The sequence below is a fragment of the Pseudomonas sp. CCI1.1 genome (genome assembly GCF_034348165.1).
Taxonomy (GTDB): Bacteria; Pseudomonadota; Gammaproteobacteria; order Pseudomonadales; family Pseudomonadaceae; genus Aquipseudomonas; species Aquipseudomonas paracarnis.
The window spans coordinates 5,943,618-5,964,212 of sequence record NZ_CP133780.1 but is presented as its reverse complement, the minus strand read 5'-3'; the positions used below and the strand labels follow the sequence as shown (position 1 = coordinate 5,964,212).

Annotated in this window: 23 protein-coding genes; 12 read left to right on the top strand and 11 right to left on the bottom strand. The window is 60.8% G+C overall.

The window, feature by feature from the left end; translation table 11 throughout:
- The first annotated feature begins 47 nt into the window (after positions 1–47).
- Positions 48–1,010, top strand: a complete 963-nt coding sequence (locus RHM69_RS27010; protein WP_004577240.1) for an IS30-like element ISPpu17 family transposase — start codon at positions 48–50, stop codon at positions 1,008–1,010.
- A gap of 296 nt (positions 1,011–1,306) precedes the next feature.
- Here RHM69_RS27010 and RHM69_RS27005 read toward each other — a convergent pair whose 3' ends face one another.
- The gene (locus RHM69_RS27005; RefSeq protein WP_200599136.1) at positions 1,307–1,942 is read right to left on the bottom strand and encodes a response regulator transcription factor; all 636 of its coding nucleotides are present in this window, start codon (positions 1,940–1,942) and stop codon (positions 1,307–1,309) included.
- 199 nt (positions 1,943–2,141) lie between these two features.
- Positions 2,142–2,960 (bottom strand): response regulator, encoded by an 819-nt coding sequence (locus RHM69_RS27000; protein WP_200599135.1) that lies wholly within the window; start codon positions 2,958–2,960, stop codon positions 2,142–2,144.
- A 389-nt stretch (positions 2,961–3,349) separates the two neighbouring features.
- On the opposite strand from RHM69_RS27000, the gene RHM69_RS26995 reads away from it, so the two are divergent.
- The 9 genes from RHM69_RS26995 (at position 3,350) to RHM69_RS26955 (ending at position 11,178) form a co-directional block, all read left to right on the top strand.
- Positions 3,350–3,970 carry a DUF1120 domain-containing protein gene (locus RHM69_RS26995; protein WP_014717034.1) on the top strand — a complete coding sequence of 207 codons (621 nt, stop codon included), beginning with the start codon at positions 3,350–3,352 and terminating at the stop codon, positions 3,968–3,970.
- A gap of 13 nt (positions 3,971–3,983) precedes the next feature.
- Entirely contained in the window at positions 3,984–4,106 is a 123-nt protein-coding gene (locus RHM69_RS26990; RefSeq protein ID WP_256203223.1) for a hypothetical protein, read from the top strand.
- 45 nt (positions 4,107–4,151) lie between these two features.
- Positions 4,152–4,766, top strand: coding sequence for a DUF1120 domain-containing protein (locus RHM69_RS26985; RefSeq protein ID WP_014717033.1), 615 nt, complete (start codon positions 4,152–4,154; stop codon positions 4,764–4,766).
- Between the two features lie 12 nt (positions 4,767–4,778).
- Positions 4,779–5,399: a DUF1120 domain-containing protein gene (locus tag RHM69_RS26980; RefSeq protein WP_014717032.1), complete on the top strand. Its 621-nt coding sequence runs from the start codon at positions 4,779–4,781 to the stop codon at positions 5,397–5,399.
- 3 nt (positions 5,400–5,402) lie between these two features.
- Positions 5,403–6,086: a DUF1120 domain-containing protein gene (locus tag RHM69_RS26975; RefSeq protein ID WP_032903334.1), complete on the top strand. Its 684-nt coding sequence runs from the start codon at positions 5,403–5,405 to the stop codon at positions 6,084–6,086.
- A 28-nt stretch (positions 6,087–6,114) separates the two neighbouring features.
- Entirely contained in the window at positions 6,115–6,819 is a 705-nt protein-coding gene (locus RHM69_RS26970; protein WP_014717030.1) for a fimbria/pilus chaperone family protein, read from the top strand.
- 119 nt (positions 6,820–6,938) lie between these two features.
- Complete coding sequence (locus RHM69_RS26965; RefSeq protein ID WP_236466067.1) at positions 6,939–9,374, top strand: fimbria/pilus outer membrane usher protein; 2,436 nt, start codon at positions 6,939–6,941, stop codon at positions 9,372–9,374.
- Between the two features lie 11 nt (positions 9,375–9,385).
- Positions 9,386–10,525 carry a DUF1120 domain-containing protein gene (locus RHM69_RS26960; RefSeq protein ID WP_409077753.1) on the top strand — a complete coding sequence of 380 codons (1,140 nt, stop codon included), beginning with the start codon at positions 9,386–9,388 and terminating at the stop codon, positions 10,523–10,525.
- A gap of 11 nt (positions 10,526–10,536) precedes the next feature.
- On the top strand, positions 10,537–11,178 hold the full coding sequence (locus RHM69_RS26955) for a DUF1120 domain-containing protein (protein ID WP_020301231.1): 642 nt from the start codon (positions 10,537–10,539) through the stop codon (positions 11,176–11,178).
- Here RHM69_RS26955 and RHM69_RS26950 read toward each other — a convergent pair.
- Together RHM69_RS26950 and RHM69_RS26945 are read right to left on the bottom strand one after the other, a co-directional pair.
- The gene (locus tag RHM69_RS26950) at positions 11,175–12,440 is read right to left on the bottom strand and encodes a CynX/NimT family MFS transporter (protein ID WP_200599134.1); all 1,266 of its coding nucleotides are present in this window, start codon (positions 12,438–12,440) and stop codon (positions 11,175–11,177) included. The two genes, RHM69_RS26955 and RHM69_RS26950, sit on opposite strands and share 4 nt — an antisense overlap.
- Entirely contained in the window at positions 12,430–13,089 is a 660-nt protein-coding gene (locus tag RHM69_RS26945; RefSeq protein ID WP_014717025.1) for a FadR/GntR family transcriptional regulator, read from the bottom strand. Before RHM69_RS26945 ends, RHM69_RS26950 begins: the two co-directional genes overlap by 11 nt.
- A gap of 159 nt (positions 13,090–13,248) precedes the next feature.
- Between RHM69_RS26945 and RHM69_RS26940 the strand changes: the two genes are divergently transcribed.
- The gene (locus RHM69_RS26940; protein WP_014717024.1) at positions 13,249–13,560 is read left to right on the top strand and encodes a type II toxin-antitoxin system MqsR family toxin; all 312 of its coding nucleotides are present in this window, start codon (positions 13,249–13,251) and stop codon (positions 13,558–13,560) included.
- Positions 13,557–14,039 (top strand): type II toxin-antitoxin system MqsA family antitoxin, encoded by a 483-nt coding sequence (locus RHM69_RS26935; protein ID WP_014717023.1) that lies wholly within the window; start codon positions 13,557–13,559, stop codon positions 14,037–14,039. Before RHM69_RS26940 ends, RHM69_RS26935 begins: the two co-directional genes overlap by 4 nt.
- Before the next feature lie 53 nt (positions 14,040–14,092).
- Here RHM69_RS26935 and RHM69_RS26930 read toward each other — a convergent pair whose 3' ends face one another.
- The 7 genes from RHM69_RS26930 to merF form a co-directional block, all read right to left on the bottom strand.
- Positions 14,093–14,857, bottom strand: a complete 765-nt coding sequence (locus tag RHM69_RS26930; protein WP_003188759.1) for an amino acid ABC transporter ATP-binding protein — start codon at positions 14,855–14,857, stop codon at positions 14,093–14,095.
- A 10-nt stretch (positions 14,858–14,867) separates the two neighbouring features.
- A complete protein-coding gene (locus tag RHM69_RS26925) occupies positions 14,868–15,965 on the bottom strand; it encodes an amino acid ABC transporter permease (RefSeq protein WP_014717022.1) in 1,098 nt (365 codons plus the stop codon).
- Between the two features lie 10 nt (positions 15,966–15,975).
- Positions 15,976–17,157 (bottom strand): amino acid ABC transporter permease, encoded by a 1,182-nt coding sequence (locus RHM69_RS26920; protein WP_020301232.1) that lies wholly within the window; start codon positions 17,155–17,157, stop codon positions 15,976–15,978.
- A 72-nt stretch (positions 17,158–17,229) separates the two neighbouring features.
- Positions 17,230–18,261 carry an amino acid ABC transporter substrate-binding protein gene (locus tag RHM69_RS26915; protein WP_014717020.1) on the bottom strand — a complete coding sequence of 344 codons (1,032 nt, stop codon included), beginning with the start codon at positions 18,259–18,261 and terminating at the stop codon, positions 17,230–17,232.
- Between the two features lie 181 nt (positions 18,262–18,442).
- Entirely contained in the window at positions 18,443–18,577 is a 135-nt protein-coding gene (locus RHM69_RS26910; RefSeq protein ID WP_008957399.1) for a hypothetical protein, read from the bottom strand.
- An 81-nt stretch (positions 18,578–18,658) separates the two neighbouring features.
- Entirely contained in the window at positions 18,659–20,308 is a 1,650-nt protein-coding gene (gene merA, locus RHM69_RS26905; RefSeq protein ID WP_079386307.1) for a mercury(II) reductase, read from the bottom strand.
- Positions 20,301–20,540, bottom strand: a complete 240-nt coding sequence (merF, locus tag RHM69_RS26900; protein WP_027965777.1) for a mercury resistance system transport protein MerF — start codon at positions 20,538–20,540, stop codon at positions 20,301–20,303. Before merF ends, merA begins: the two co-directional genes overlap by 8 nt.
- Between the last annotated feature and the right edge of the window lie 55 nt (positions 20,541–20,595).

The following is a 20,595-nucleotide window of genomic DNA, read 5'->3' as shown; positions in this document are numbered from 1 at the left end:
AGCCACCGGTAGAATCCAGGCTCTCACACCGAAGGATTCAAGCGCAGATGACTACGCATTACCGGCAGCTGACTCAGGGACAACGTTACCAGATTGAGGCTGGCTTGAGCGCCGCAGAGAGCCAGGCGAGCATTGCAAAGCGGGTCGGCGTGCATCCCTCGACGATCAGTCGCGAGGTTCGCCGCAACAGCACCCAGAATATCTACAAGGCTGTTTCTGCGGCCCATGAAAGTGATGCTCGTCGAGCGGGTGCGCGCAAGTTTTGCAAGCCGGCGACATGGCTCAGCCATCATCTCCCGGTGTGGCTCAAGCATGGCATGAGTCCGGAGCAGATCGCCCAGCGGTTGAAGCAGGAGCAGCCAAGCCGGGCGGTCAGCCATGAGTGGATTTATCGGTTCATTGCCGCCGAACAGCGCGCCGGTGGTGAGCTTTATACCTATCTGCGACATCGCCGAAAGCGCTACCGGAAACGCTATGGAAGCCACGATCGGCGCGGGCAGCTGCGTAATCGCGTGTCAATCAGTGAACGCCCAGCCGAGGTCGAAAGCCGCGAGCGCCTGGGGGACTGGGAGGGCGATACGGTACATGGACTGGGCGGTAACCTGGTGACCCTGGTTGATCGCAAAAGCGGCTATCTGAGCGCCTATCCGGTCAAGCGCAGAACGCGCCGGCAGGTAACGCGGGCGATCAATCTGATGCTTCAGGGCCATGCCGCTCACACGCTGACGCTGGATAACGGAAGGGAGTTTGCCGGGCATGAACGCATCGCGCTACGGAGCCAGTGCCAGGTCTTTTTTGCAGACCCCTATTCATCCTGGCAACGTGGCACCAATGAAAACACCAACGGTCTGCTCCGCCAGTATTTCCCCAAGGGCAGCGACTTCAGCAAGCTGACCGTCGAAGCCGTCAATCGGACAGTAGCGAGGATCAATCTACGCCCGCGCAAGCGCTTGGGCTGGAAGACGCCGTACGAAGTGCATACAGGGGTGAGCGTTGCACTTATGTGTTGAATTCAGGATTGGAAACACCGGCCAGCACAAACGCGGCGGTAATAAGTACACGAGAGGGATGCATATAAGCGCTCACTTGCGGTCGTTCAACTACACAGGACAAAAGGCACCTGCACGTGCGCCATCAACCTGCATGTTCGACTCATCTAATAGACTAGGGATTTGGGGACGGCCATCGCACATATTGCAAAGGCACCGTGGCTACTTTAAAGACCGCCTCTTTCAAACCCCATACAACTAATACGAATTGAAAAAAACACCGGTTAGTTTCAGCCTCGTCATAAAACTGTAACTTTCTAAGGCACCATTCCCGCATCTCGGGCGTAAGCAAACAAGTCAACGTCGGTAGAAATACTCAACCGTTGCATGGCGGTGCTTTTCTGCTTGCTGATAGTTGAAATACTGCGATTGACCTGTGCTGCGATCTGGCTGACGGTCATGCCGCTGGCCAGCATCCGCACCACCTCGCGTTCCTTGCCCGACAACTGCGGCTCTTGGGATTGATCGCCCGTTCCCGCCTCAACCAGTTGCACTCGCAGGCATTCGCTGGCAAAGGTCTGCCCGGCGCACACCGCCTTTATGACCAGGGGCAACTCCCTGGCCGAAGCGCTTTTGGCGACAACCGCCTTGGCACCATGAGCGAAAGACGCGCGCAAGGTGGCGACGTTGGCGAACATGGTCACCAGAATCACCGGCAACTTCGGATACTGGCGATGCAGCAGCCCCAACAAACCATAACCGTCAGCGTGCTGGCCGCCCGGCATGGCGAAGTCCGTGACGAGCACATCGCACGGGGTGGTGCTCAATACCCCAAGCAACTGATCAGGACCGTCGGCCTCACCCACCACTTTGCACTTGCCATTCGCCTCAATCACGACTTTCTGCCCGACTCGGACAATAGGATGATCGTCAGCAATAATTACTCGAAGCATAGATACCCACGCATGATGGCAACTTGGACCCGCGCAAAATACCTCCGCCAGCGCCCATCAACAACTGCTAACAAAGAGCTGCTTGCAGCCGCGCCCAATATTCAGTAGTGGGTATTTTTTGGACTACAACACAATAGGAAAGTACCTACAACCAAAACTAGGCAGTCAGCAGCACTTACAACCCCGGCGGGTTCTTGCCTCAAATGCTGGACAGGTATTCAAGACAGACACACAAGCGTGTCTGGAACACGTCCAAATCCCTGCAGTGTGCTGCAACTCCATCGGTCTGCACTTGCTTGATCAACTGTGTAGCGGTGATTTCAAGGTCGCAACTCCCCAAAAACACCAGGCTGCCAACCAAGCGATGGAGGCGCTCCGCAGCCAGTGACGCATTCAGTGTCGCACAGGCATGACGCAAGACACGGTGGTCCTCCCATGCTTCGATCAACAGGCTTTCGAGCAGCGAGTCAACAATCAGGTCGCTGCCAAACGTCGCAACCAGCGTGGCACGTGTTGGCCAAACGGCGCACGGCAATGTGTCCTGCCGGTCGGGTTGGCCAGCATCACCGCCTGGCAACCAGCGCACCAACAGGGCATGCAGTTGTTCCAGGGTCAGCGGTTTGAGCAGCCAGGCATCCATTCCGGCGTCAAGACATCGCTGAGGGCTGTCGTTCTGCAGGTTGGCGGTCAAAGCAATGATCGGTACCCGTTTCAAACCGTGGTCGCGCTCATGCTGGCGAATGGCACGGACCATACTGTAGCCATCCATGAACGGCATCTGGCAATCGCTGATCACCAAGTCAAAGGGCCGGCTGGTGAACGCGACCAGGCCCATGAACCCATCGGCGACCAACTCGTGCCCCAGCCCCAGCTTCTGTAACAGCCATCCCAACAACAGGCGGTAGGCGGAGTGATCCTCTACGACCAGGATATTCAACTGTTGCCAATGACGCGGTACGGCAACAGGCGGCTTGAGTGTCTGGCTCGCTCCTGCGGTTGAACCTGAAAGCGAACCCATCAGTACCTCTTCGTGACTATTGATCCGGCGGCAACCCGCAGCACTGGTGCAATAGCCAAAAAGGCCTATTCGGCAGCAACGATCGCCACATCCATTTGAATGTTATCGACCTGAAACAAATAACCTTTTGAGCAATTAAAAGCCGATACAACAACTACGAAAAAATCCACCGGCTCATGGCCGCCGCGCATCAGGCCAATGTCGTATTAGTTGTATTTCCAACGCGCCACCCCCTGGCTAAATTGGGCCCACCCCAAAAGAGGGACGGTTTGCCACTCGGCAGCCGCGAAAAAATCGAGAGCGCCACTCGGCAAACCGCCCGTCCATGTCGGGTCGGACGCTGCCCTGCACGCGCCTCCATCTGCCAGCCTGCAATGGAAAAAATTGAAATGAAGATCCGTATATCTCTGCTGAGCAGCGCCCTGCTGCTGGCAATGACTTCGTCTGCGTTCGCCGCCAGCAGCGTGGACCTGACCGTCAAAGGGGTGATCACCCCCAGCGCCTGCACCCCCAACCTGCCAGGCGACATTGATTACGGAAAAATCGCAGCGAAGGATCTGAGCCCCGACAGCCATACCTGGCTTGAGCATCGGACACTGAAACTGAGCGTCAACTGCGATGCGGCGACGCTGTTCGCCATCCGCACCGTCGACAATCGGGCCGGCTCGTCAACCACCGGCACCTTTGGCCTGGGCTTGACCGACGAAAACGAAAAGCTCGGTGGGTTTGAGCTGTCGCTGCTCAGTCATACCTCTGAAACGCCCTCCACAGCATTGATCCAGTACCCCTGGAGCCCGACATGGACTGTGCTTTACCCGGATGACGGGGTCACCCCCAACACATTGGTAGGTTTTGGCGGTCGCAGTGATAGCGGTTGGGCCCCGCAACCACTTCAGGACGTGGTCATGGACATCTCCGTACGTGGCGCCATTGCACCTACCAATACCCTGACACTGGACAGCGAGGTGGCAATGGACGGTTCCGCGACCTTCGAAGTCAACTATCTGTAAGGGGGCTTCTTCGATGAAGCTCTGCCTAGCCCTACTCGGCAGCGTCCTGTCGCTGGCGGCGAGCGCCCGCCTATTGGCCGCCAGCGCTGTAGATAAGCGTCCAGGCCCGGGCACTGCAGAACGCTTGTATCTGTAACTCCCTCTAGAAGATTCAAACCACCCCCAGGAGATCCATTCGACCATGAAGGTACTCACGTTCAGCCTGACAGGCGTGTTGCTGCTCTGCCCGCCAGCATTCGCCAACAGCAACACCGAGTTGCTGGTCCAAGGCGTCATCACCCCCAGCGCCTGCGCCCCGGTGGTCTCCGGCGGTGGCATTGTCGACTTCGGCAAGGTGTCGGTCAAAGACCTCAATACCCACACCTATACCGATTTGCCTAGGGAAACCATGCTCTTGAGCGTGCGTTGCGACGGGCCGACTTTTTTTACCCTCAACACCATCGATAACCGCCCGGGTACGGCTGCCAGCCACTTCAGCTGGCACGGCCTGGGCACCACGGCCAACGATGAAAAAGTCGGCGACGCCGGGCTTGGCCTCTATAACCCGGTGGCCGACAACGTATCGGTGCGCACCATCACTTCAAGGGATGGCGGCACGACCTGGATGCCCTCCGTGATGCTCAGTCACACCTTGCTGACGGCGGTCGCCAACAGCGACGACGTGACCCCCATTGCGATCCAGGAACTGGACGCCGAGATACGCCTGATCACCCACATTGCACCCGCCAACGACCTGACGCTTACCGACGAAGTCCCCATCGACGGTCACGCCACTGTGCAAGTCAATTACCTCTAAGGAGCCCGCACCATGAAAACCCGCTTGACCACCCTGGCCGCCAGCCTGTTGCTGCTCAACTCGGCCGCCACCTTCGCCGCGTCCACCGTTGACCTGACCGTCAAAGGCCTGATCGTGCCCAGTGCCTGTACACCGAGCCTGTCCGGTGGTGGCGTGATCGACCACGGCAAGATTTCCGCCAAGGACCTGAACCCGGACAAAAATACGGTCATCGGCAACAACACACTGAGCATGGTGGTCAATTGCGACGCGCCGATCCAGTTTGCTCTGCACTCGATCGATAACCGCGCAGCGTCCGGCAGCTCGATACGTTACGGTCTTGGATTTATCAATGAGACCCAGGTGCTTGGCGGGTACATCCTGACGTTCGCCAATCCGGTTGCCGAAGGTGGCGTCGTGGTGCAGCCGATTGCGTCGGGCGACCAAGGTAATACCTGGTACAGGGAAAAGTTCTGGGACCCAGGCCTGTACATGTCAGTCGCCGCGATGGATGACGACACCCAGCCACTGGCGGTCAAGGACCTGAGCCTCGACCTGGAAGTGCAAACCATCATTAATCGCGCCGATGGCCTGGACCTGAGCAATGAGGTCACCATCGACGGCTCCGCCACCCTTGAAGTGAAGTACCTTTAACCCATGGCGGCCCATCCCTTGAACATTGACAGGCATGGGCTGCGCCTGCCGATGCCTGTGTTGGCTGCACCCGCCCGTCTCTGTGCCGCCGTACTGTGCCTGCTCATCGCGTTCCAGGCACACGCGGGCTCGTTCGTCGACCTCACGGTAACCGGCCGGGTCACACCGGACGCCTGTCATATCGAGCTGACGGACGAGGGCATTGTCGATCACGGCAAGATCCCGTCCCACAGCCTCAACGTCGACGAGTTCACCGTGCTGCCCAGCCAGATGCTTGATCTGCACGTGCTGTGCGCCCGGCCCATGCTGTTTGCACTGGTGGGCATCGACAATCGTGCCGAGTCGTCACTGGCGCCCGACTACTTCTATGGGCTGGGAAGAAACATACACGCCCCTGAGGAGCGTCTCGGTTCCGTAGCGTTGTCCTATCGCGACGCCCTGGGCGACTCACAGCCGCTGCAGGTACTGGCCTCCATCAACAGCGGCGAGACCTGGTCACAAGACCCCAATGCCTATCCACGCTCCTACATGGCCTTCGCGCCGCCCGGTGACCGTCAGCCCGAGTTCATCAGCCAGTTGCTGGTCAGGCTGCAGGTGGACACGGCCATCAACTTTTCGCAGTACCTGACACTGGACCAGGAAGTCCCTCTGGACGGCTCCATCGTCCTGGATTTGCGCTACCTCTGACCCAACTATCGCCTAATGGAAAACCGTCATGACCATGACACGCTCAAACACCGCCGTCGGCGCCCTGGCCCTGCTACTGGTGCTGGGTAATCCAGTAAAAGCCGATGGCATGGTACCCGATACCTCCGTGGTGATCGTGCACGAAGCCGAGGGCGAAGCCGCCGTGTCGGTGACCAACACCGACAGCCAGCTCGCGCTGCTGCATGTGACCTTGCTGGATATTCCAGAAGACACCGAGCCGCTGCTGGTGGTGACACCGCCGTTGTCACGGGTTGAGGCGTCCAAATCCCAGCTGGTGCGGTTCATCCTGCAGAACCAGCAGCCGCTGCTCACTCAGCGACTCAAACGCGCCGTGTTCGAAGGCATGCCGCAAGGTCGCGCCGCCACTGCCGCCGGGCATGCCCGCGTGGGCGTGACTGTGCGCCAGAACCTGCCGGTAATCGTGCACCCCAAGGGCCTGGCGCCGAACCGCACACCGTGGACCGACCTGACCTGGACCCTGCGCGACGGCCAGTTGCAGGTGCGCAATGACACGCCTTATGTGGTGCGCCTGGCGCAGGAGCTGCTGCTGTTGCCAGGTAACGGCAAAGCCATGCTGCCGCGCACCTACGTGCTGCCGGGCGAAGCCATCAGCGTACCGGCCAGCGGTGGCCAGGCCAGCACAGTCAGGCTGCAGCCGGCCACGGTGTATGGCTTTGCGGTCAAGGCCTACGACGCACCGATCACCCTCTGACGGAAAACCACAGGCGTCGCACCATCGACCGACGCCTGGATAACGAAGTGACGGCATATCGACCGTCACCAGAACGCCGGGCGCACACGGCCTGAGTGTTCACTACAAGAGTACCTTGCGTGATAACAGTATTGAGTTACCGTGACGGCGAAGCCGTGCCCGCCATCCTTGCCCGACCGCCGTTGCCGTTGGCGCTGCTGCTGTGCGCAGTGCTGTCGACCAAGGCCTGGGCCGATGATTCGAGCCCGGCCGGCTTCGACACCCAGACCTTGCATCAACGTGGCATTGACCCACAGCTGGCCAGCCTGTTGCTGGCCGCACCGCGCTTCGCCGCCGGGCGACATACCGTCCACCTGCGGGTCAACGGCGAGCGACGCGGCCGGCATGATGTCAGTTTTGATCAGCAGGGCAACCTGTGCTTTGACCGGGCCTTGCTGGACGCCGCCAACCTGCAGTTGCCCAGTGAAACCGAAGGTTGCCAGGACTTCCTTGGGCAATATCCGCAAAGCCTGGTGGAGCCGGATCCGGCGACACTGACGGTATCCCTGGTGGTGCCCACCGAAGCGCTGCGCCCGGTGCGGCAGGATATTTCCGGCTACGAAACCGGCGGATTTGCCGGGCTACTCAATTACGACCTCAGCGGCTTCTACAACCGCTTCGGCGATGACGCCAGCCGGTTCGGCTCGGCCAATACCGAGGTGGGTTTCAATGCCGGCGACTGGATCGTGCGCAGTCGCCAGGTGCAGACCTGGCAGGATGGCCTGTCACGCAGCACCCACTTGGAAGCCTATGCTCAACGCACCTTCGCCAGCCATCAGGCAGTGCTTCAGGCCGGGCAGATCAATCTGTATAACCCGGTGCTGTCCGGCGCACAGATCACCGGGGTGCAAGTGCTCACCGAACACGCCCTTCAGGAGCAGGGCCAGGGTGCGCTGATCCAAGGTATCGCCAACAGTCCCGCACAGGTCGAAGTGCGGCAGAACGGTGCGTTGATTCACTCCACCGTGGTGCCTGCCGGCCCCTTTGCCCTGACCGATGTGCGCCGGTTGAACACGCGCTCGGATGTGGAGGTCACGGTCAAGGAAAGTGTCGGCGGTGAGCGACGCTTCACTGTGCCGGCGGCCATGCTGGGTCTCGGGTTGCCAGCGCCGGGTTACTCCGTGGCGGCGGGCCGGGTACGTAATGTCGGCGACGCCAAAGGGGATGATCCATGGGTGGTCAGTGCCGGCTGGACAGGCGCCCTGCATCCTCAAGTGACCCTGGGCAGCGGCGTGCTGGCGGCCAGCGAATACCGCTCGGTGGGCGCCAGCCTGGGCTGGATGCCCTGGCTGGACAGTCAGGTCCAACTGTCCACGCAAGTGTCCAACACCCAGGCGCGTGAAAAAGTCTCCGGTGTGCAAACCGATCTTTCCTGGTCCCAGCGCCTCAACGAACAGTGGTCATTCAGCGCCGCCAATTCCTGGCGCAGCCCCGGCTACCGCGAACTCGAAGAGAGCACCTACGAGCGCGACGACCGCAATCGCGCTTCACGCTACCGCGACCAGCAAAGCCTCAACCTGGGGTGGTCGCACCCAATACTGGGTGCATTCAGCGCCGGGGTTTCGCGCTCATCCAACTTCGCCGGCGACAGCAGCAGCCGCGCATTGGCATCCTGGGGCACCAGTATTGGCGCGGTGTCTTTGTCAGCCAGCGCCGAATGGCAAATGGGCGGCAGCCAGCAACAAGATAACGCGGTTTACCTCAACATCAGTGTGCCGCTGGGCGAGAGTCGCCGACTGCGCAGTTGGGTACGCAACTCCGGCGGCGAAAACCGCACCGGCATGGGCGTGACCGAACAGATCGACGACCAGCTCAGCTACCGGGTCAGCGCCGAACATGACAGCAGCGATCATCAGGTGGAAACCACCGTCGGCGTCTCGGCGTTGCCACGCTACAGCCAGCTCGACTTCAGCTACAGCCGCTCCGATGCCGAGCGCTCCAGTTATCAAGGGGGGGCCCGCGGCGCAGTGGTGATGCACGGTGGCGGCGTGACCCTTTCCCCCTACCCGGTGCGCGACACCTTTGCCCTGGTGTCCGTCGGCGACATGAGCGGCATCAAGCTCAGTACCCCCAGCGGGCCGGTCTGGACCGATTGGCAAGGCCAGGCCGTGGTGCCGCAAGTGGCCGCGTACGGGCGCAGCCCGGTGGAAGTCCAGACCCGCTCGCTGCCGCGCAATGCCGATATCAACAACGGCCTGGCAATGATCTCGGCCGGACGCGGCGCGGTGGACAGGGTCGAGTTCGGCGTCGGTTTGACCCGCCGTGTGTTGCTCACCGTCAGTCACGACGACGGCTCGCCGCTGCCTGCGGGCGCCTCCGTCAGCAGTGCCAGTGGTGAGTTTGTGACCTTGGTGCAGGACGGCAGCCAGGTCTTTCTGCCCAACGTACTGGATCAAACGACGCTGTGGATAACCACACCCCAGGGAGGCCGTTGCCAGTTGCACTACCAACTGGCAGCCAAAGCCGACCCGTCGGTGTACTTCGAATCGGCTCCCGCACGTTGCCGCGTACCTTGAGGATTTCTGTCATGCCCCTTGCAACCTGTATGCGCTCACTCTGTATGTGGCTACTGCTCGGCATCGCCGGCACGGCCCAAGCCTTGGAAGAATGCCAACTGAACGTCAGCGAAGCTCAGGTTGATTTCGGTCTGATGAACCGTCTTGCGCAACACGACGGCGCGCCGGAACGCTTGCTCGGTGAGCGCCGCCTGAGCGTGAACGTCAACTGCCCCCAGGCCGGAGACCTCAGCCTCTTCTATCGTGCGCTGGCTGCCACCCCGCAGCGCCTGCAATTTACCGAACACGGCAGCTATGCCATCGAGGTCGGCAATGCCGTGCTCGACGGTCGCGCCGTTGAATTGGGCTTGCTGACCGCTGCCGGCCAGCCCCCCGTGATGAGTGCAACGGTACTGGAGTGGCGCCCCGGGCACGGCATCGCACCGATTGAACAAGGTGCCGTACTCATGGGCAACACCCTTTCGTTGCAACTGACGCTACGCGCCTGGGCCGGTGTGGCGGCAATACAAGCCAGAGACGCAACTACCTGGGAAGTCTCTGGAATGCTGTACGGCGCAAGCCACGGCCGCTACCGGGAACTGACGCTGCGCGCGCACTTTGCGCCCGTTGCTTGCCTGCCGACACTGTCGGACCACGGCGTGGTCGACTATGGCACGTTGTACGCCAAGGACCTCAGCGCCACCAACGAAACACCCCTGCCCACCCGTACGCTGCGCCTGAACGTGAGCTGCGACGCGCCGATCCGCTTTGGCCTGCGCATGAAAGACAACCGCGACGGTTCGGCCACCGGCGGCACTGATGAAACGGCCTATGGACTGGACTTGGACGCCAGCCGTAACAAAATCGGGCGTTTTTATTTGACCATCGACCCGGGGGAATTCAGCGCCGATAGCTTTCCCACCTTGTACCGCACCGACTCCACCAGCAATGGCGTGGCGTGGAGCAGTTCCACCGCCCGGCAGATCCCCATGGCGGCCAACAGCCTGCTGGGTTTTACCGACAAGACAGGTGTCACCACCGGGCCGGTGTCCATGCAGACACTGACCGGCACGATGCGCATCAAGACGTATCTGGCGCCCATGCAAAGCCTGGATCTGCGTGATGTCGTGCGCATCAATGGGTCCGGCACTCTCGAAATTGTCTACTTGTAGGAGTTCGCATCATGAAAAGACACCTTCTTTGCAGCCTGCTTTTATGCGGCAGCGCCCAGGCACTGGCGGCCTCCACGGTTGACCTGAGCGTCCAGGGCCTGATCATTCCCGCCGCCTGCTTGCCACAACTCTCCAGCGGCGGCCTGATCGACTACGGCAAGATTGCCCAACAAGATCTGAACCTGGAGACCGCCACGCGCCTGCCTGTCAAGAACCTGCACATCGGCATTGCCTGCAACGGCCCCGTGCGCTATGCCTTGCGCATGGCTGACAACCGCGACGGCTCGGCCATGGTCAACAGCGAGATTTACTACGGGTTGGGGTTCGATAACAGCGGTAACCGCCTGGGAGTCTACTCCATGACCTTCGACCCTCGGCAGACGCAGGCCAGCAACACCGCACAGATCTACGGCACTGAATCCACCACCGGTGGCCTGGCGTGGCGAACCTCCAACCTCAACCCCATCGACATCGGCTCCAGGAGCTACCTGGGCTTCACGGACGTCGAGGGCAGCGTCAGCGGGCCCACGGCGATCGGTATCCTGGGAGGCATGGTGACGGTGCAGACCGTGATCAATGCGCGCAAGAATCTGGACTTGAGCGTAGAAACACCGCTCGATGGCTCGGCCACGCTGGAAGTGGTGTATCTCTAGACTTTCTCGCTGGTGACTTGCACATAGCGCGCACGGCCGGCGCCGAGGCCCGCGACGATAGCGCCCAGGCCGATCACGGCGAAGATCCAGCCGATAGCCGTCCAGCCGCCGGTCCAGTCATGTACCAGGCCGACCGCGAAAGGGCCGAGGGAGGCCAGGGTGTAGCCAATGCCTTGGGCCATGCTCGACAGGTTGGCCGCCACATGGGAATCGCGCGAACGCAACACGATCAGGGTCAGCGCCAGGCTGAACGTCCCGCCCTGCCCCAGGCCCAGCACAATCGCCCAACCCCACAGGCCATCCAGCGGCGCGTACAGGCACCCGAACAAGCCGCCGAGCGTCAACAGCATCACCACCATGATCGCCAGGCGCTGGTCCTTGCCCCGCGTCGCCAGCCACGGCGCGGCCAGGGAGCTGAGCAGTTGCACGATAATCGAGCCCGACAGCGCCAACCCGGCTTCGGTCGCGCTCAGGCCGCGGCCAATCAGGATCGACGGCAACCAGCCGAACACGATGTAGGCCAGTGACGACTGCAGGCCCATGTACAGGGTGACCTGCCAGGCCAGCGGATCGCGCAATAAACCCTTCACACGATAGGCCACACGATGGGCTCCGTGCTTCTGCCCAACCTGGGGCAACCAGACCAGGGCCGCCACCAGGGCCGGCAGGATCCAGAAGCCCAGGCCGATCTTCCAACTGTCGCCAAAGGCGTGGCTCAGTGGCACCGAGGCACCGGCCGCCATGGCGGCGCCCAAGCACAACGCCATGGTGTAGACACCGGTCATGGCGCCGGCCTGGCTGGCGAAATCGCGCTTGACGATACCCGGCAGCAACACGCCGATGATGCCAATGCTGGCACCTGCAACCAGGCTACCGAGGAACAACCCCACCTCACCGAACGAACTGCGCAGGATGATCCCCGCGGCCAGGGTCAGCAGGATGCCGAGCACCACGCGCTCGGCGCCGAAACGCCGGGCCAGCATCGGCGCGGTAGGTGCAAACAGGCCCAGGCACAGCACCGGCAAGGTGGTCAGTAAACCGGCCTTGGCGGCGGACAGGCCTAAACTGCTCGAAACCTCTGCCAGCAACGGCGACAGGCTCGACAAGGCCGGGCGCAGGTTCAAGGCCACCAACACCAGGCCCAGCAACAGCAGCCATGGCCGAACCACGCTCGGCTGCGCCTGCTGCACGCTGTCGTCGTCAGCTTCGGCGTCGATCAACAGTTCTTCGAGTTCGGTCTTGCGTGGGGCTTCAGGGTTCATTGATCAACTGCCGGCAGAGGGATTTGGCGCGGTCCGGGTCTTGTTGTTCCACCGCATCGAGTAGCGCTCCATGCAGGTCGAACACCGCCTGGCGTCGCGGTGAGCGGTTCAGGGTCTGGCGCAGCTGCGCGCCGACAATGGCGGAGAAGTAGTGGTACAGCTCGCTCAAGGCCGGGTTGTGCGCCGCATCCACCAAGTGCTGGTGGAAGATCAGGTCGGCACTGATATAGGCCTCCAGGTCACCGTGATAACGCCCGGCGCTGAGGTCGAGCGCCTTGCGCAATGCCGTAAGGTCCGCTTCGGTACGACGCAACGCAGCCAGGCCGATGGCCTCCACTTCCAGAATCTGGCGCGTCTCCTGCGCCTGCTCCAGCGTGCAATGAGACAGCGCCCGCATTGTGCCCAGCGGGTCGGTCATCGAGCGCAGGTAACTACCATCGCCCTGGCGAATGTCGATCAAGCCAGAGAAGGCCAATACCCGCATGGCCTCGCGCACGGTGTTACGGCTGATACCGAGCTCGGCGGACAGTTCGGGCTCAGTGGGCAGGCGCTCGCCGATGGCCCATACGCCTTGGGAGATGCGCAGGCGCAGTTGCTCCAGGGCCTGGTCGACCAGGGAGCGTTTGATCAGCGGGGCGATGTCTGTCATGGGTTTAGCGCTTTCGTCCAATCATAGGATGAATTTTCCTACAGGCTATTCGGAGTTGCCTACAAAGGCAACGCACTAGGGTTCTTAGGCAGGAAAAGGAGCAGTATTTTCGATTGGTAAAATTACCCTTAGAGGGTAATTATTGGACTCAGGTGTCTTATGGAAAAGTACACACCTCATTACGATTTGGCCCTGATCAAGGCGGATGTCAGGCGGCTTGGAAAACAAGCTTTTACCAAAACAGCACGCAACTGCGGGGAAAAGCTCGATCTGAGCAACACGCAAATGCAGGAGGTTGTTTACAAGCTAACGGGCAAGATGCTGTTTAAATCCATGACAAGTTATGGCGACCATTGCGTCTGGCAAGACGTTTATCACATTCACTCACATGGCCTGGAGATCTACATCAAGGTGACGTACCGCACGGACGGTAAACCTCCGGTGATCTCCTTCAAGGAGAGTAACCTATGAAAACAGAACAGTGCTTCAGCTGCGGCCAGCATGACGGAATGCGACATTTTTCGGGTCGCAGCGAAACATCGGAAGTCAAAGGCTTGCACCGCCGAATCGACAACCTTTCAGGCTGGGAGTGCCAAAGTTGTGGTGAGGTGATCTTTGACCCTGAAGACGCGGACCGCTATTCAGATCACTGTGATGAGATGGTCTACAGCTTCAGACGAATGATCGGTAACGAGATAAAGCGCATTCGTCGCAAATTGCATCTTTCACAAAAGGACACTGTGCAACTGCTTTCCGGCGGCGGACATAACGCACTTTCACGTTACGAACGCGGTGAGCTGCTGGCGCCAAAATCCCTCGTCGTGCTTATGCGCTTGCTTGATCGCCACCCGCATCTGCTCGTTGATGCAAAAACCTTGAGTGAGGGTGCTGATATGCGTAACACCACGCATACAACCCACAAAGAACACGAGATCGCGACGACGCCCTGACTGAGGGCAAAAAACAAACCCGGCACCAGGCCGGGTTTATTTTTAACACTCCATCAATGCAGTATCTGGCTCAAGAACAACCGGGTCCGCTCATTCTGCGGGTTATCAAAGAAGTCATTCGGTGCCGCCTGTTCCACGATCTCGCCCTTGTCCATGAAGATCACGCGGTTGGCCACGGTGCGGGCAAAGCCCATTTCGTGGGTCACGCACAACATGGTCATGCCGTCTTCAGCCAGGCCGATCATGGTGTCCAGTACCTCTTTGACCATCTCCGGGTCCAGCGCCGACGTCGGCTCATCGAACAACATGATTTTGGGCTTCATGCACAGCGCGCGGGCAATCGCCACGCGCTGTTGCTGGCCACCTGAAAGCTGCCCGGGAAACTTGTGGGCCTGCTCCGGAATGCGCACACGCTCCAGGTAGTGCATGGCGATTTCCTCGGCCTTGCGCTTGGGCATCTTGCGCACCCACATCGGCGCCAGCGTGCAGTTTTGCAGGATGGTCAAATGCGGGAACAGGTTGAAGTGCTGGAACACCATGCCGACTTCACGGCGGATCGCTTCGATCTGCTTGAGGTCGTTGGTCAGCTCCACGCCATCGACCACAATGCGGCCCTGCTGGTGCTCTTCCAGGCGGTTGAGGCAGCGGATGGTGGTGGACTTGCCCGACCCCGAAGGGCCGCACAGCACGATACGCTCGCCCTGCTTGACGTTGAGGTTGATGTCTTTCAACACGTGGAATTGGCCGTACCACTTGTTGACGCCCTGCATCTGGATAATGCCTTCAGGGCTCACAGGCTGTTTGATTGCTTCGCTCATCAAAAAACTCCTAACGCTTGTGGCCAGTGTCGAGCTTGCGTTCCAGATGCATGGAATAGCGCGACATACCAAAACAGAAAATCCAGAACACCAGGGCGGCGAACACGTAGCCTTCAGTGGCCATGCCCAGCCATTTGGGGTCGGCGGCGGCTTGCTTGACGCTGTTGAGCAGGTCGAACAGGCCGATGATGATCACAAGGCTGGTGTCCTTGAACAGGGCGATGAAGGTGTTGACGATCCCTGGGATCACCATCTTCAAGGCCTGCGGCAAGATCACCAGGCCCATGCTGCGCCAGTAGCCCAGGCCCATCGCCGCAGCGGCTTCGTATTGGCCCTTGGGAATCGCCTGCAGACCACCGCGCACCACTTCGGCCACATAGGCCGACTGGAACAGGATCACACCGATCAGCGCCCGCAGCAGCTTGTCGAAGTTCATGCCTTCAGGCAGGAACAGCGGCAGCATCACCGACGACATGAACAGCACGGTGATCAACGGCACGCCGCGCCAGAACTCGATGAAGGTCACGCAGACCACCCGAATGGCGGGCATGTTCGAACGCCGTCCCAGCGCCAGCACAATGCCCAGCGGCAAGGCGCCGGCAATGCCCACGGTGGCGATCACCAGGGTCAGCATCAGGCCGCCCCATTGGCTGGTCGCCACATTACTCAGGCCGAACACGCCGCCGTGCAGCAAGCAGTAGGCGATGATCGGGTACAACACCAGAAAGCCCAGGCCGTAGATCGCCTTGCGAGGGAAACGCGAGATGAACAACGGCGCCACGCCCACGATGGCCAGCCACACCGTCATGTCCACGCGCCAGCGCAGGTCGACGGGGTAGTAGCCATACATGAACTGCCCGAAGCGCTGTTGGATAAACACCCAGCAGGCGCCCTCCTTGGTGCAGTCGGCGCGGGTGGTGCCCACCCAGTTGGCATCGAGGATGGCCCAGTGCAGGATCGGTGGCACCACCAGGTACACCAGGTAGATCGCCAGCAAGGTCAGCAGTGTATTGAGCCAGCTCGAGAACAAGTTGGCGCGCATCCAGGCCACCGGCCCGAAGACTTTGCTCGGCGGTGGCATGTCAGGTTTGAACGTATGCGTAGTCATGGGTGTGTCCTCACCGCTCGATCAGCGCAATGCGCTTGTTGTACCAGTTCATCAGCAGGGAGATGCTGATGCTGATCGCCAGGTACACGCTCATGGTGATGGCAATGACTTCAATGGCCTGGCCGGTCTGGTTGAGCACCGTGCCGGCAAACAGCGAAACCATTTCCGGATAACCGATACCGGCGGCCAACGACGAGTTTTTCGCCAGGTTCAGGTATTGGCTGGTCAGCGGCGGAATGATCACGCGCAGCGCTTGCGGGATGATGACCTTGCGCAGCGTCGGCCCCGGGCGCAGGCCTAGTGAACGTGCCGCTTCGGTCTGGCCATGGCTGACGGACTTGATGCCCGAGCGCACGATCTCCGCAATAAACGCCGCCGTGTACACAGTCAACGCCAGGGTCAACGCCAACAACTCTGGGATCAGCACCCAGCCACCGACGAAGTTGAAGCCCGCAAGCTTGGGCATTTCCCAATGCAGCGGCGTGCCGAAGATCAACACGCACAACGTCGGGATTACCACCAGCAGCGCCAGGCCCGCCCAGAATTTATGGAAGGGAACCCCCGTCGCCTCAAAGCGCTTGTTGGCCCAGCGGGTCATCAGCACGATGGCAACGATGGCGACCACCAGGCTGGCGACAAACGGCCAGAACCCGTCGGAGGCCAGCGCTGCCGGCATGTTCAGGCCACGGCTGCTGACAAAGAAGGTGTCACCGAAGTTATGGCTGTTGCGCGGCCCTGGCATGGTCAGGAACACCGCGAAGTACCAGAACAGGATCTGCAACAGCGGCGGAATATTGCGGAACACCTCCACGTACACCGTCGCCAGCTTGTTGATCATCCAGTTGGGCGACAAGCGCGCCACGCCGATGATGAAGCCGAGCAGGGTTGCCAGCACCACACCGATGACGGTCACCAGCAAAGTGTTGAGCAGGCCGATGACAAACACCCGGGCATAGCTGTCCGATTCGGTGTAGTCGATCAAGTGCTGCGCGATGCCGAAGCCGGCACTGCGCTCAAGAAAGTCGAAACCCGAGGTGATGCCCCGGTGTTGCAGGTTGGTCTGGGTGTTATGGAACAGGTACCAGCCCAGCGAGACCACCGCCACGATCGTGATGATCTGGAACAGCCACGCACGCACTTTGGGGTCGCTGAAGCTGAGCTTCTGCTTGGGTGCGCCGATTTTATTTTGCATGAAGTGCCCCGAAAATAATGGAACAGAACATCACCCGGCAGTTGGCCTACCGGGTGACAGAACCATCAGCGATCAGCGCACAGGGGGTGCGTATTGAATGCCGCCGTTGTTCCACAGGGCGTTCAGGCCACGGTCGATTTCCAGCGGCGTGCTCTTGCCCAGGTTGCGCTCGAACATCTCGCCGTAGTTACCCACTTGCTTGACGATCTGTACCACCCAGTCCTTCTTCACTTTCAGGTCTTTGCCGTATTCGCCGTCGGCACCGAGCAGACGCGCAACGTCCGGGTTCTTGGTGGCCTTGGCTTCAGCCTCGACGTTCTTGGAGGTCACACCGGCCTCTTCCGCGTTGAGCATGGCGTAGCCCACCCAGCGCACGATGGCCAGCCACTCGTCATCGCCGTTACGCACGACCGGGCCCAGGGGCTCCTTGGAAATGGTTTCCGGCAGCACCACGTAGTCTTTCGGCGAGGCCAGCTTGCTGCGCTGGGCGAACAGCTGGGACTTGTCGGAAGTCAGTACGTCGCAACGCCCGGATTCCAGCGACTTGGCGCTTTCATCGGAGGTGTCGAAGGTGATCGGGGTGTATTTGAGGTTGTTGGCGCGGAAATAGTCGGAAACGTTCAGCTCGGTGGTGGTACCGGCCTGGATGCAGATGGTTGCACCATCCAGTTCCTTGGCACTTTTCACGCCCAGCTTGTTGTTCACCAGAAAGCCGATGCCGTCGTAGTAGGTAATGAAGCCCGGGAATTTCAGGCCCATGCCCGCGTCACGCGAGCTGGTCATGGTGGTGTTGCGCGACAGGATGTCGACTTCGCCGGATTGAAGCGCGGTGAAACGCTCCTTGGCGTTCAACTGGCTGAACTTGACCTTGGTGGCATCGCCAAATACGGCAGCCGCCACCGCGCGGCAATAGTCAGCGTCGATCCCGAGGATCTTGCCGCTGGCATCCGGCACCGAGAAACCCGGCAGGCCGTCACTCACACCGCACTGCACAAAGCCTTTCTTCTGCACGGCGTCCAGGGTGGCGCCCGCGTGGGCAAAACCACTGACACCCAGTACAGCCGCCGCAGAGACGATGGCCAGGGTGGATTTCAATACCTTCATTACAAACCTCCAATTGCTCTTGTTGTGTCGGAGCTCCAACCTCAGCGCACCCTTATGAGGCGATATCGACCCGTGTTGGTTTTTTGGGTATCCGGATTATCTGGTTGGTATGCGAGAGAGAAAGGTGGCCGACAAACTCAACCCACAACGGATTAGCTGGTTGATGGCTCGCTCAGTACGCTCACTTGCTAGAGAGCAGATACTTCACCAAACAGGCGATGCCCAGGACCAGCAGCAATAGTAGGGCAATTCCGATCACTGGCATTATCCAGCCCATCGCCCCCATCATCCCGCAATCGGGTAGTGTCGTGTTCATCGTGACAGAGCTCCCTGTGGTGTCCATGCCCAAAACCCGTGGTGCCGCCGCCCAGTGGCACCACGGTCGCGCTCATATCGTTCACCCGGCACAGCAGGACAACTGCGTCACATCCTTGGTGAAAGTCTGGGCACAGAGCTTGAGCCCTTCCACCATGGTCAGGTAGGGAAATAGCTCATTGGCGATGTCGTGTACGGTCATGCGTGCGCGTAGCGCCATCACCGCCGTCTGGATCAGCTCACCGGCTTCCCCCGCCACCGCCTGCACCCCCAGCAACCGGCCCGAGTCGCGTTCGGCCACCAGCTTGATGAAACCACCGGTGTCGAAATTCACCAGCGCACGCGGCACGTTTTCCAGGTCCAGCTCGCGGGTATCGACGCTGAAGCCTTGCTCGATGGCCTCGGCTTCCGTCAGGCCGACGGTGGCCACCTGGGGGTCGGTGAAGATCACCGCCGGCATGGCGCTCAGGTCCAGGGTGGCTTCGCCCCCGGTCATGTTGACGGCAGCCCGGCTGCCCCCGGCGGCGGCGACATAGACGAACTCCGGCTGATCGGTGCAGTCACCGGCGGCATAGAGCCCCGGCACCGTGGTGTGCAGATGCTCATCGACCAGAATCGCCCCACGTGCGGTTTCCACGCCGAGGCTCGCCAGGTTCAGGGCCTCGGTATTGGGTGTCCGTCCGGTGGCCACCAGCAGTTGATCCGCCCGCAAGGTGCCGGCGTTGGTGTCGACAATGAATTCATTGTCGGTGTAGTCCACGCGGCTCGCCTGGGTCTGCTTGAGGACCTCGATGCTCTCGCGGCGAAACGCCGCCTCCACCGCATCCCCTACCGCCGGGTCTTCCTGGGAGAGCAGGCGGCTGCGGGCCAGCACCGTGACCCGGCTGCCCAGCCGGGCGAAGGCCTGGGCCAGTTCCAGGGCCACCACCGAGGCGCCGATCACAATCAGCCGCTCGGGAAGGGTGTCCAGGGCCAGCGCACTGGTAGAGGTCAGGTAGGGGGTGTCGGCAAGACCCGGGATCGGCGGTACTGCCGGTCGGGCGCCAGTACCGATTAAGGCGCGGTCGAAGTGGACGACCTGCTCGCCGCCCTCGTTCAGCTTGACCATCAGGCTATGGGCATCGATAAACCGGGCCTCGCCGTGCAGGACCGTGATGGCCGGGTGGTCGCGCAGAATCCCCTCGTACTTGGCGTCACGCAGTTCCTCGACACGTCGCTGCTGCTGCTCGAGCAGCTTGGCCCGATCCACCACCGGCGCCTGGGCGCTCAGGCCTGCATCGAAGGGACTTTCCGTACGCAAGTGGGCAATATGGGCCGCGCGAATCATGATCTTCGAAGGCACACAGCCTGTATTGACACAGGTACCGCCGACGGTGCCGCGTTCGATCAGGGTGATCCGGGCGCCGCGCTCGGCGGCTTTCAGGGCCGCCGCCATGGCGGCGCCGCCGCTGCCGATCACCGCGATGTGCGGGGCGTCTTCATCACGGCCCTTGGACACCGATGCGCCTGCCGGGGAAGTGGACCCACTGTTGGCCAGTCGAGCTTGGTAGCCAAGTCGGGTCACGGCAAACGTCAACGCCGAGGCCGGTGTCTCCGGATCAACGGCTACCGATGCCGTCCCCTGAGGATAGGATACCTCCACCGACTGCACGCCGGGCAGCTTCTCCAGGGCTTCCCTGACATGATCCGCACAGCGGTCACAGGTCATGCCACTCACGTTGAGTTCAATCATCACGTTTCTCCGAGTCTTCATTAGTAAAGCCGGCATCCTGCTTCCGCTTGTGGTATCGCGCGTAGAGAGGTAAGCCGATGGCCAGGGCGGCAAACAGCAGGTAATCGAGATAGCCTGCCAACGCGGCCAGGCCCGCCGTACCGAATAGCACCAGGGCGATTGGCGCGGCGCAACACAGCACCATCAACCCGGTGCCAAGCACGACGCTTAAAAATTTCTGCGAATCTTTCACGCTTATTCCTTCACCGTGGCGGGCAAGCTCGTAAACAACTCACCCGATGACCGCG

Bases quoted from the DNA above. Each gene is read 5' to 3' on its own strand.
- RHM69_RS27010 (WP_004577240.1), top strand. From the start codon at position 48: ATGACTACGCATTACCGGCAGCTGACTCAGGGACAACGTTACCAGATT.
- merA (WP_079386307.1), bottom strand. From the start codon at position 20,308: ATGATTGAACTCAACGTGAGTGGCATGACCTGTGACCGCTGTGCGGAT.
- RHM69_RS26930 (WP_003188759.1), bottom strand. From the start codon at position 14,857: ATGAGCGAAGCAATCAAACAGCCTGTGAGCCCTGAAGGCATTATCCAG.
- RHM69_RS26925 (WP_014717022.1), bottom strand. From the start codon at position 15,965: ATGACTACGCATACGTTCAAACCTGACATGCCACCGCCGAGCAAAGTC.
- RHM69_RS26910 (WP_008957399.1), bottom strand. From the start codon at position 18,577: ATGAACACGACACTACCCGATTGCGGGATGATGGGGGCGATGGGCTGG.
- RHM69_RS26975 (WP_032903334.1), top strand. From the start codon at position 5,403: ATGGCGGCCCATCCCTTGAACATTGACAGGCATGGGCTGCGCCTGCCG.
- RHM69_RS26945 (WP_014717025.1), bottom strand. From the start codon at position 13,089: ATGACAGACATCGCCCCGCTGATCAAACGCTCCCTGGTCGACCAGGCC.
- RHM69_RS26990 (WP_256203223.1), top strand. From the start codon at position 3,984: ATGAAGCTCTGCCTAGCCCTACTCGGCAGCGTCCTGTCGCTGGCGGCG.
- RHM69_RS26935 (WP_014717023.1), top strand. From the start codon at position 13,557: ATGAAAACAGAACAGTGCTTCAGCTGCGGCCAGCATGACGGAATGCGA.
- RHM69_RS26995 (WP_014717034.1), top strand. From the start codon at position 3,350: ATGAAGATCCGTATATCTCTGCTGAGCAGCGCCCTGCTGCTGGCAATG.
- RHM69_RS26970 (WP_014717030.1), top strand. From the start codon at position 6,115: ATGACCATGACACGCTCAAACACCGCCGTCGGCGCCCTGGCCCTGCTA.
- RHM69_RS26940 (WP_014717024.1), top strand. From the start codon at position 13,249: ATGGAAAAGTACACACCTCATTACGATTTGGCCCTGATCAAGGCGGAT.
- RHM69_RS26915 (WP_014717020.1), bottom strand. From the start codon at position 18,261: ATGAAGGTATTGAAATCCACCCTGGCCATCGTCTCTGCGGCGGCTGTA.
- RHM69_RS27005 (WP_200599136.1), bottom strand. From the start codon at position 1,942: ATGCTTCGAGTAATTATTGCTGACGATCATCCTATTGTCCGAGTCGGG.
- RHM69_RS26960 (WP_409077753.1), top strand. From the start codon at position 9,386: ATGCCCCTTGCAACCTGTATGCGCTCACTCTGTATGTGGCTACTGCTC.
- RHM69_RS26980 (WP_014717032.1), top strand. From the start codon at position 4,779: ATGAAAACCCGCTTGACCACCCTGGCCGCCAGCCTGTTGCTGCTCAAC.
- RHM69_RS26955 (WP_020301231.1), top strand. From the start codon at position 10,537: ATGAAAAGACACCTTCTTTGCAGCCTGCTTTTATGCGGCAGCGCCCAG.
- RHM69_RS26920 (WP_020301232.1), bottom strand. From the start codon at position 17,157: ATGCAAAATAAAATCGGCGCACCCAAGCAGAAGCTCAGCTTCAGCGAC.
- RHM69_RS26985 (WP_014717033.1), top strand. From the start codon at position 4,152: ATGAAGGTACTCACGTTCAGCCTGACAGGCGTGTTGCTGCTCTGCCCG.
- RHM69_RS26950 (WP_200599134.1), bottom strand. From the start codon at position 12,440: ATGAACCCTGAAGCCCCACGCAAGACCGAACTCGAAGAACTGTTGATC.
- RHM69_RS27000 (WP_200599135.1), bottom strand. From the start codon at position 2,960: ATGGGTTCGCTTTCAGGTTCAACCGCAGGAGCGAGCCAGACACTCAAG.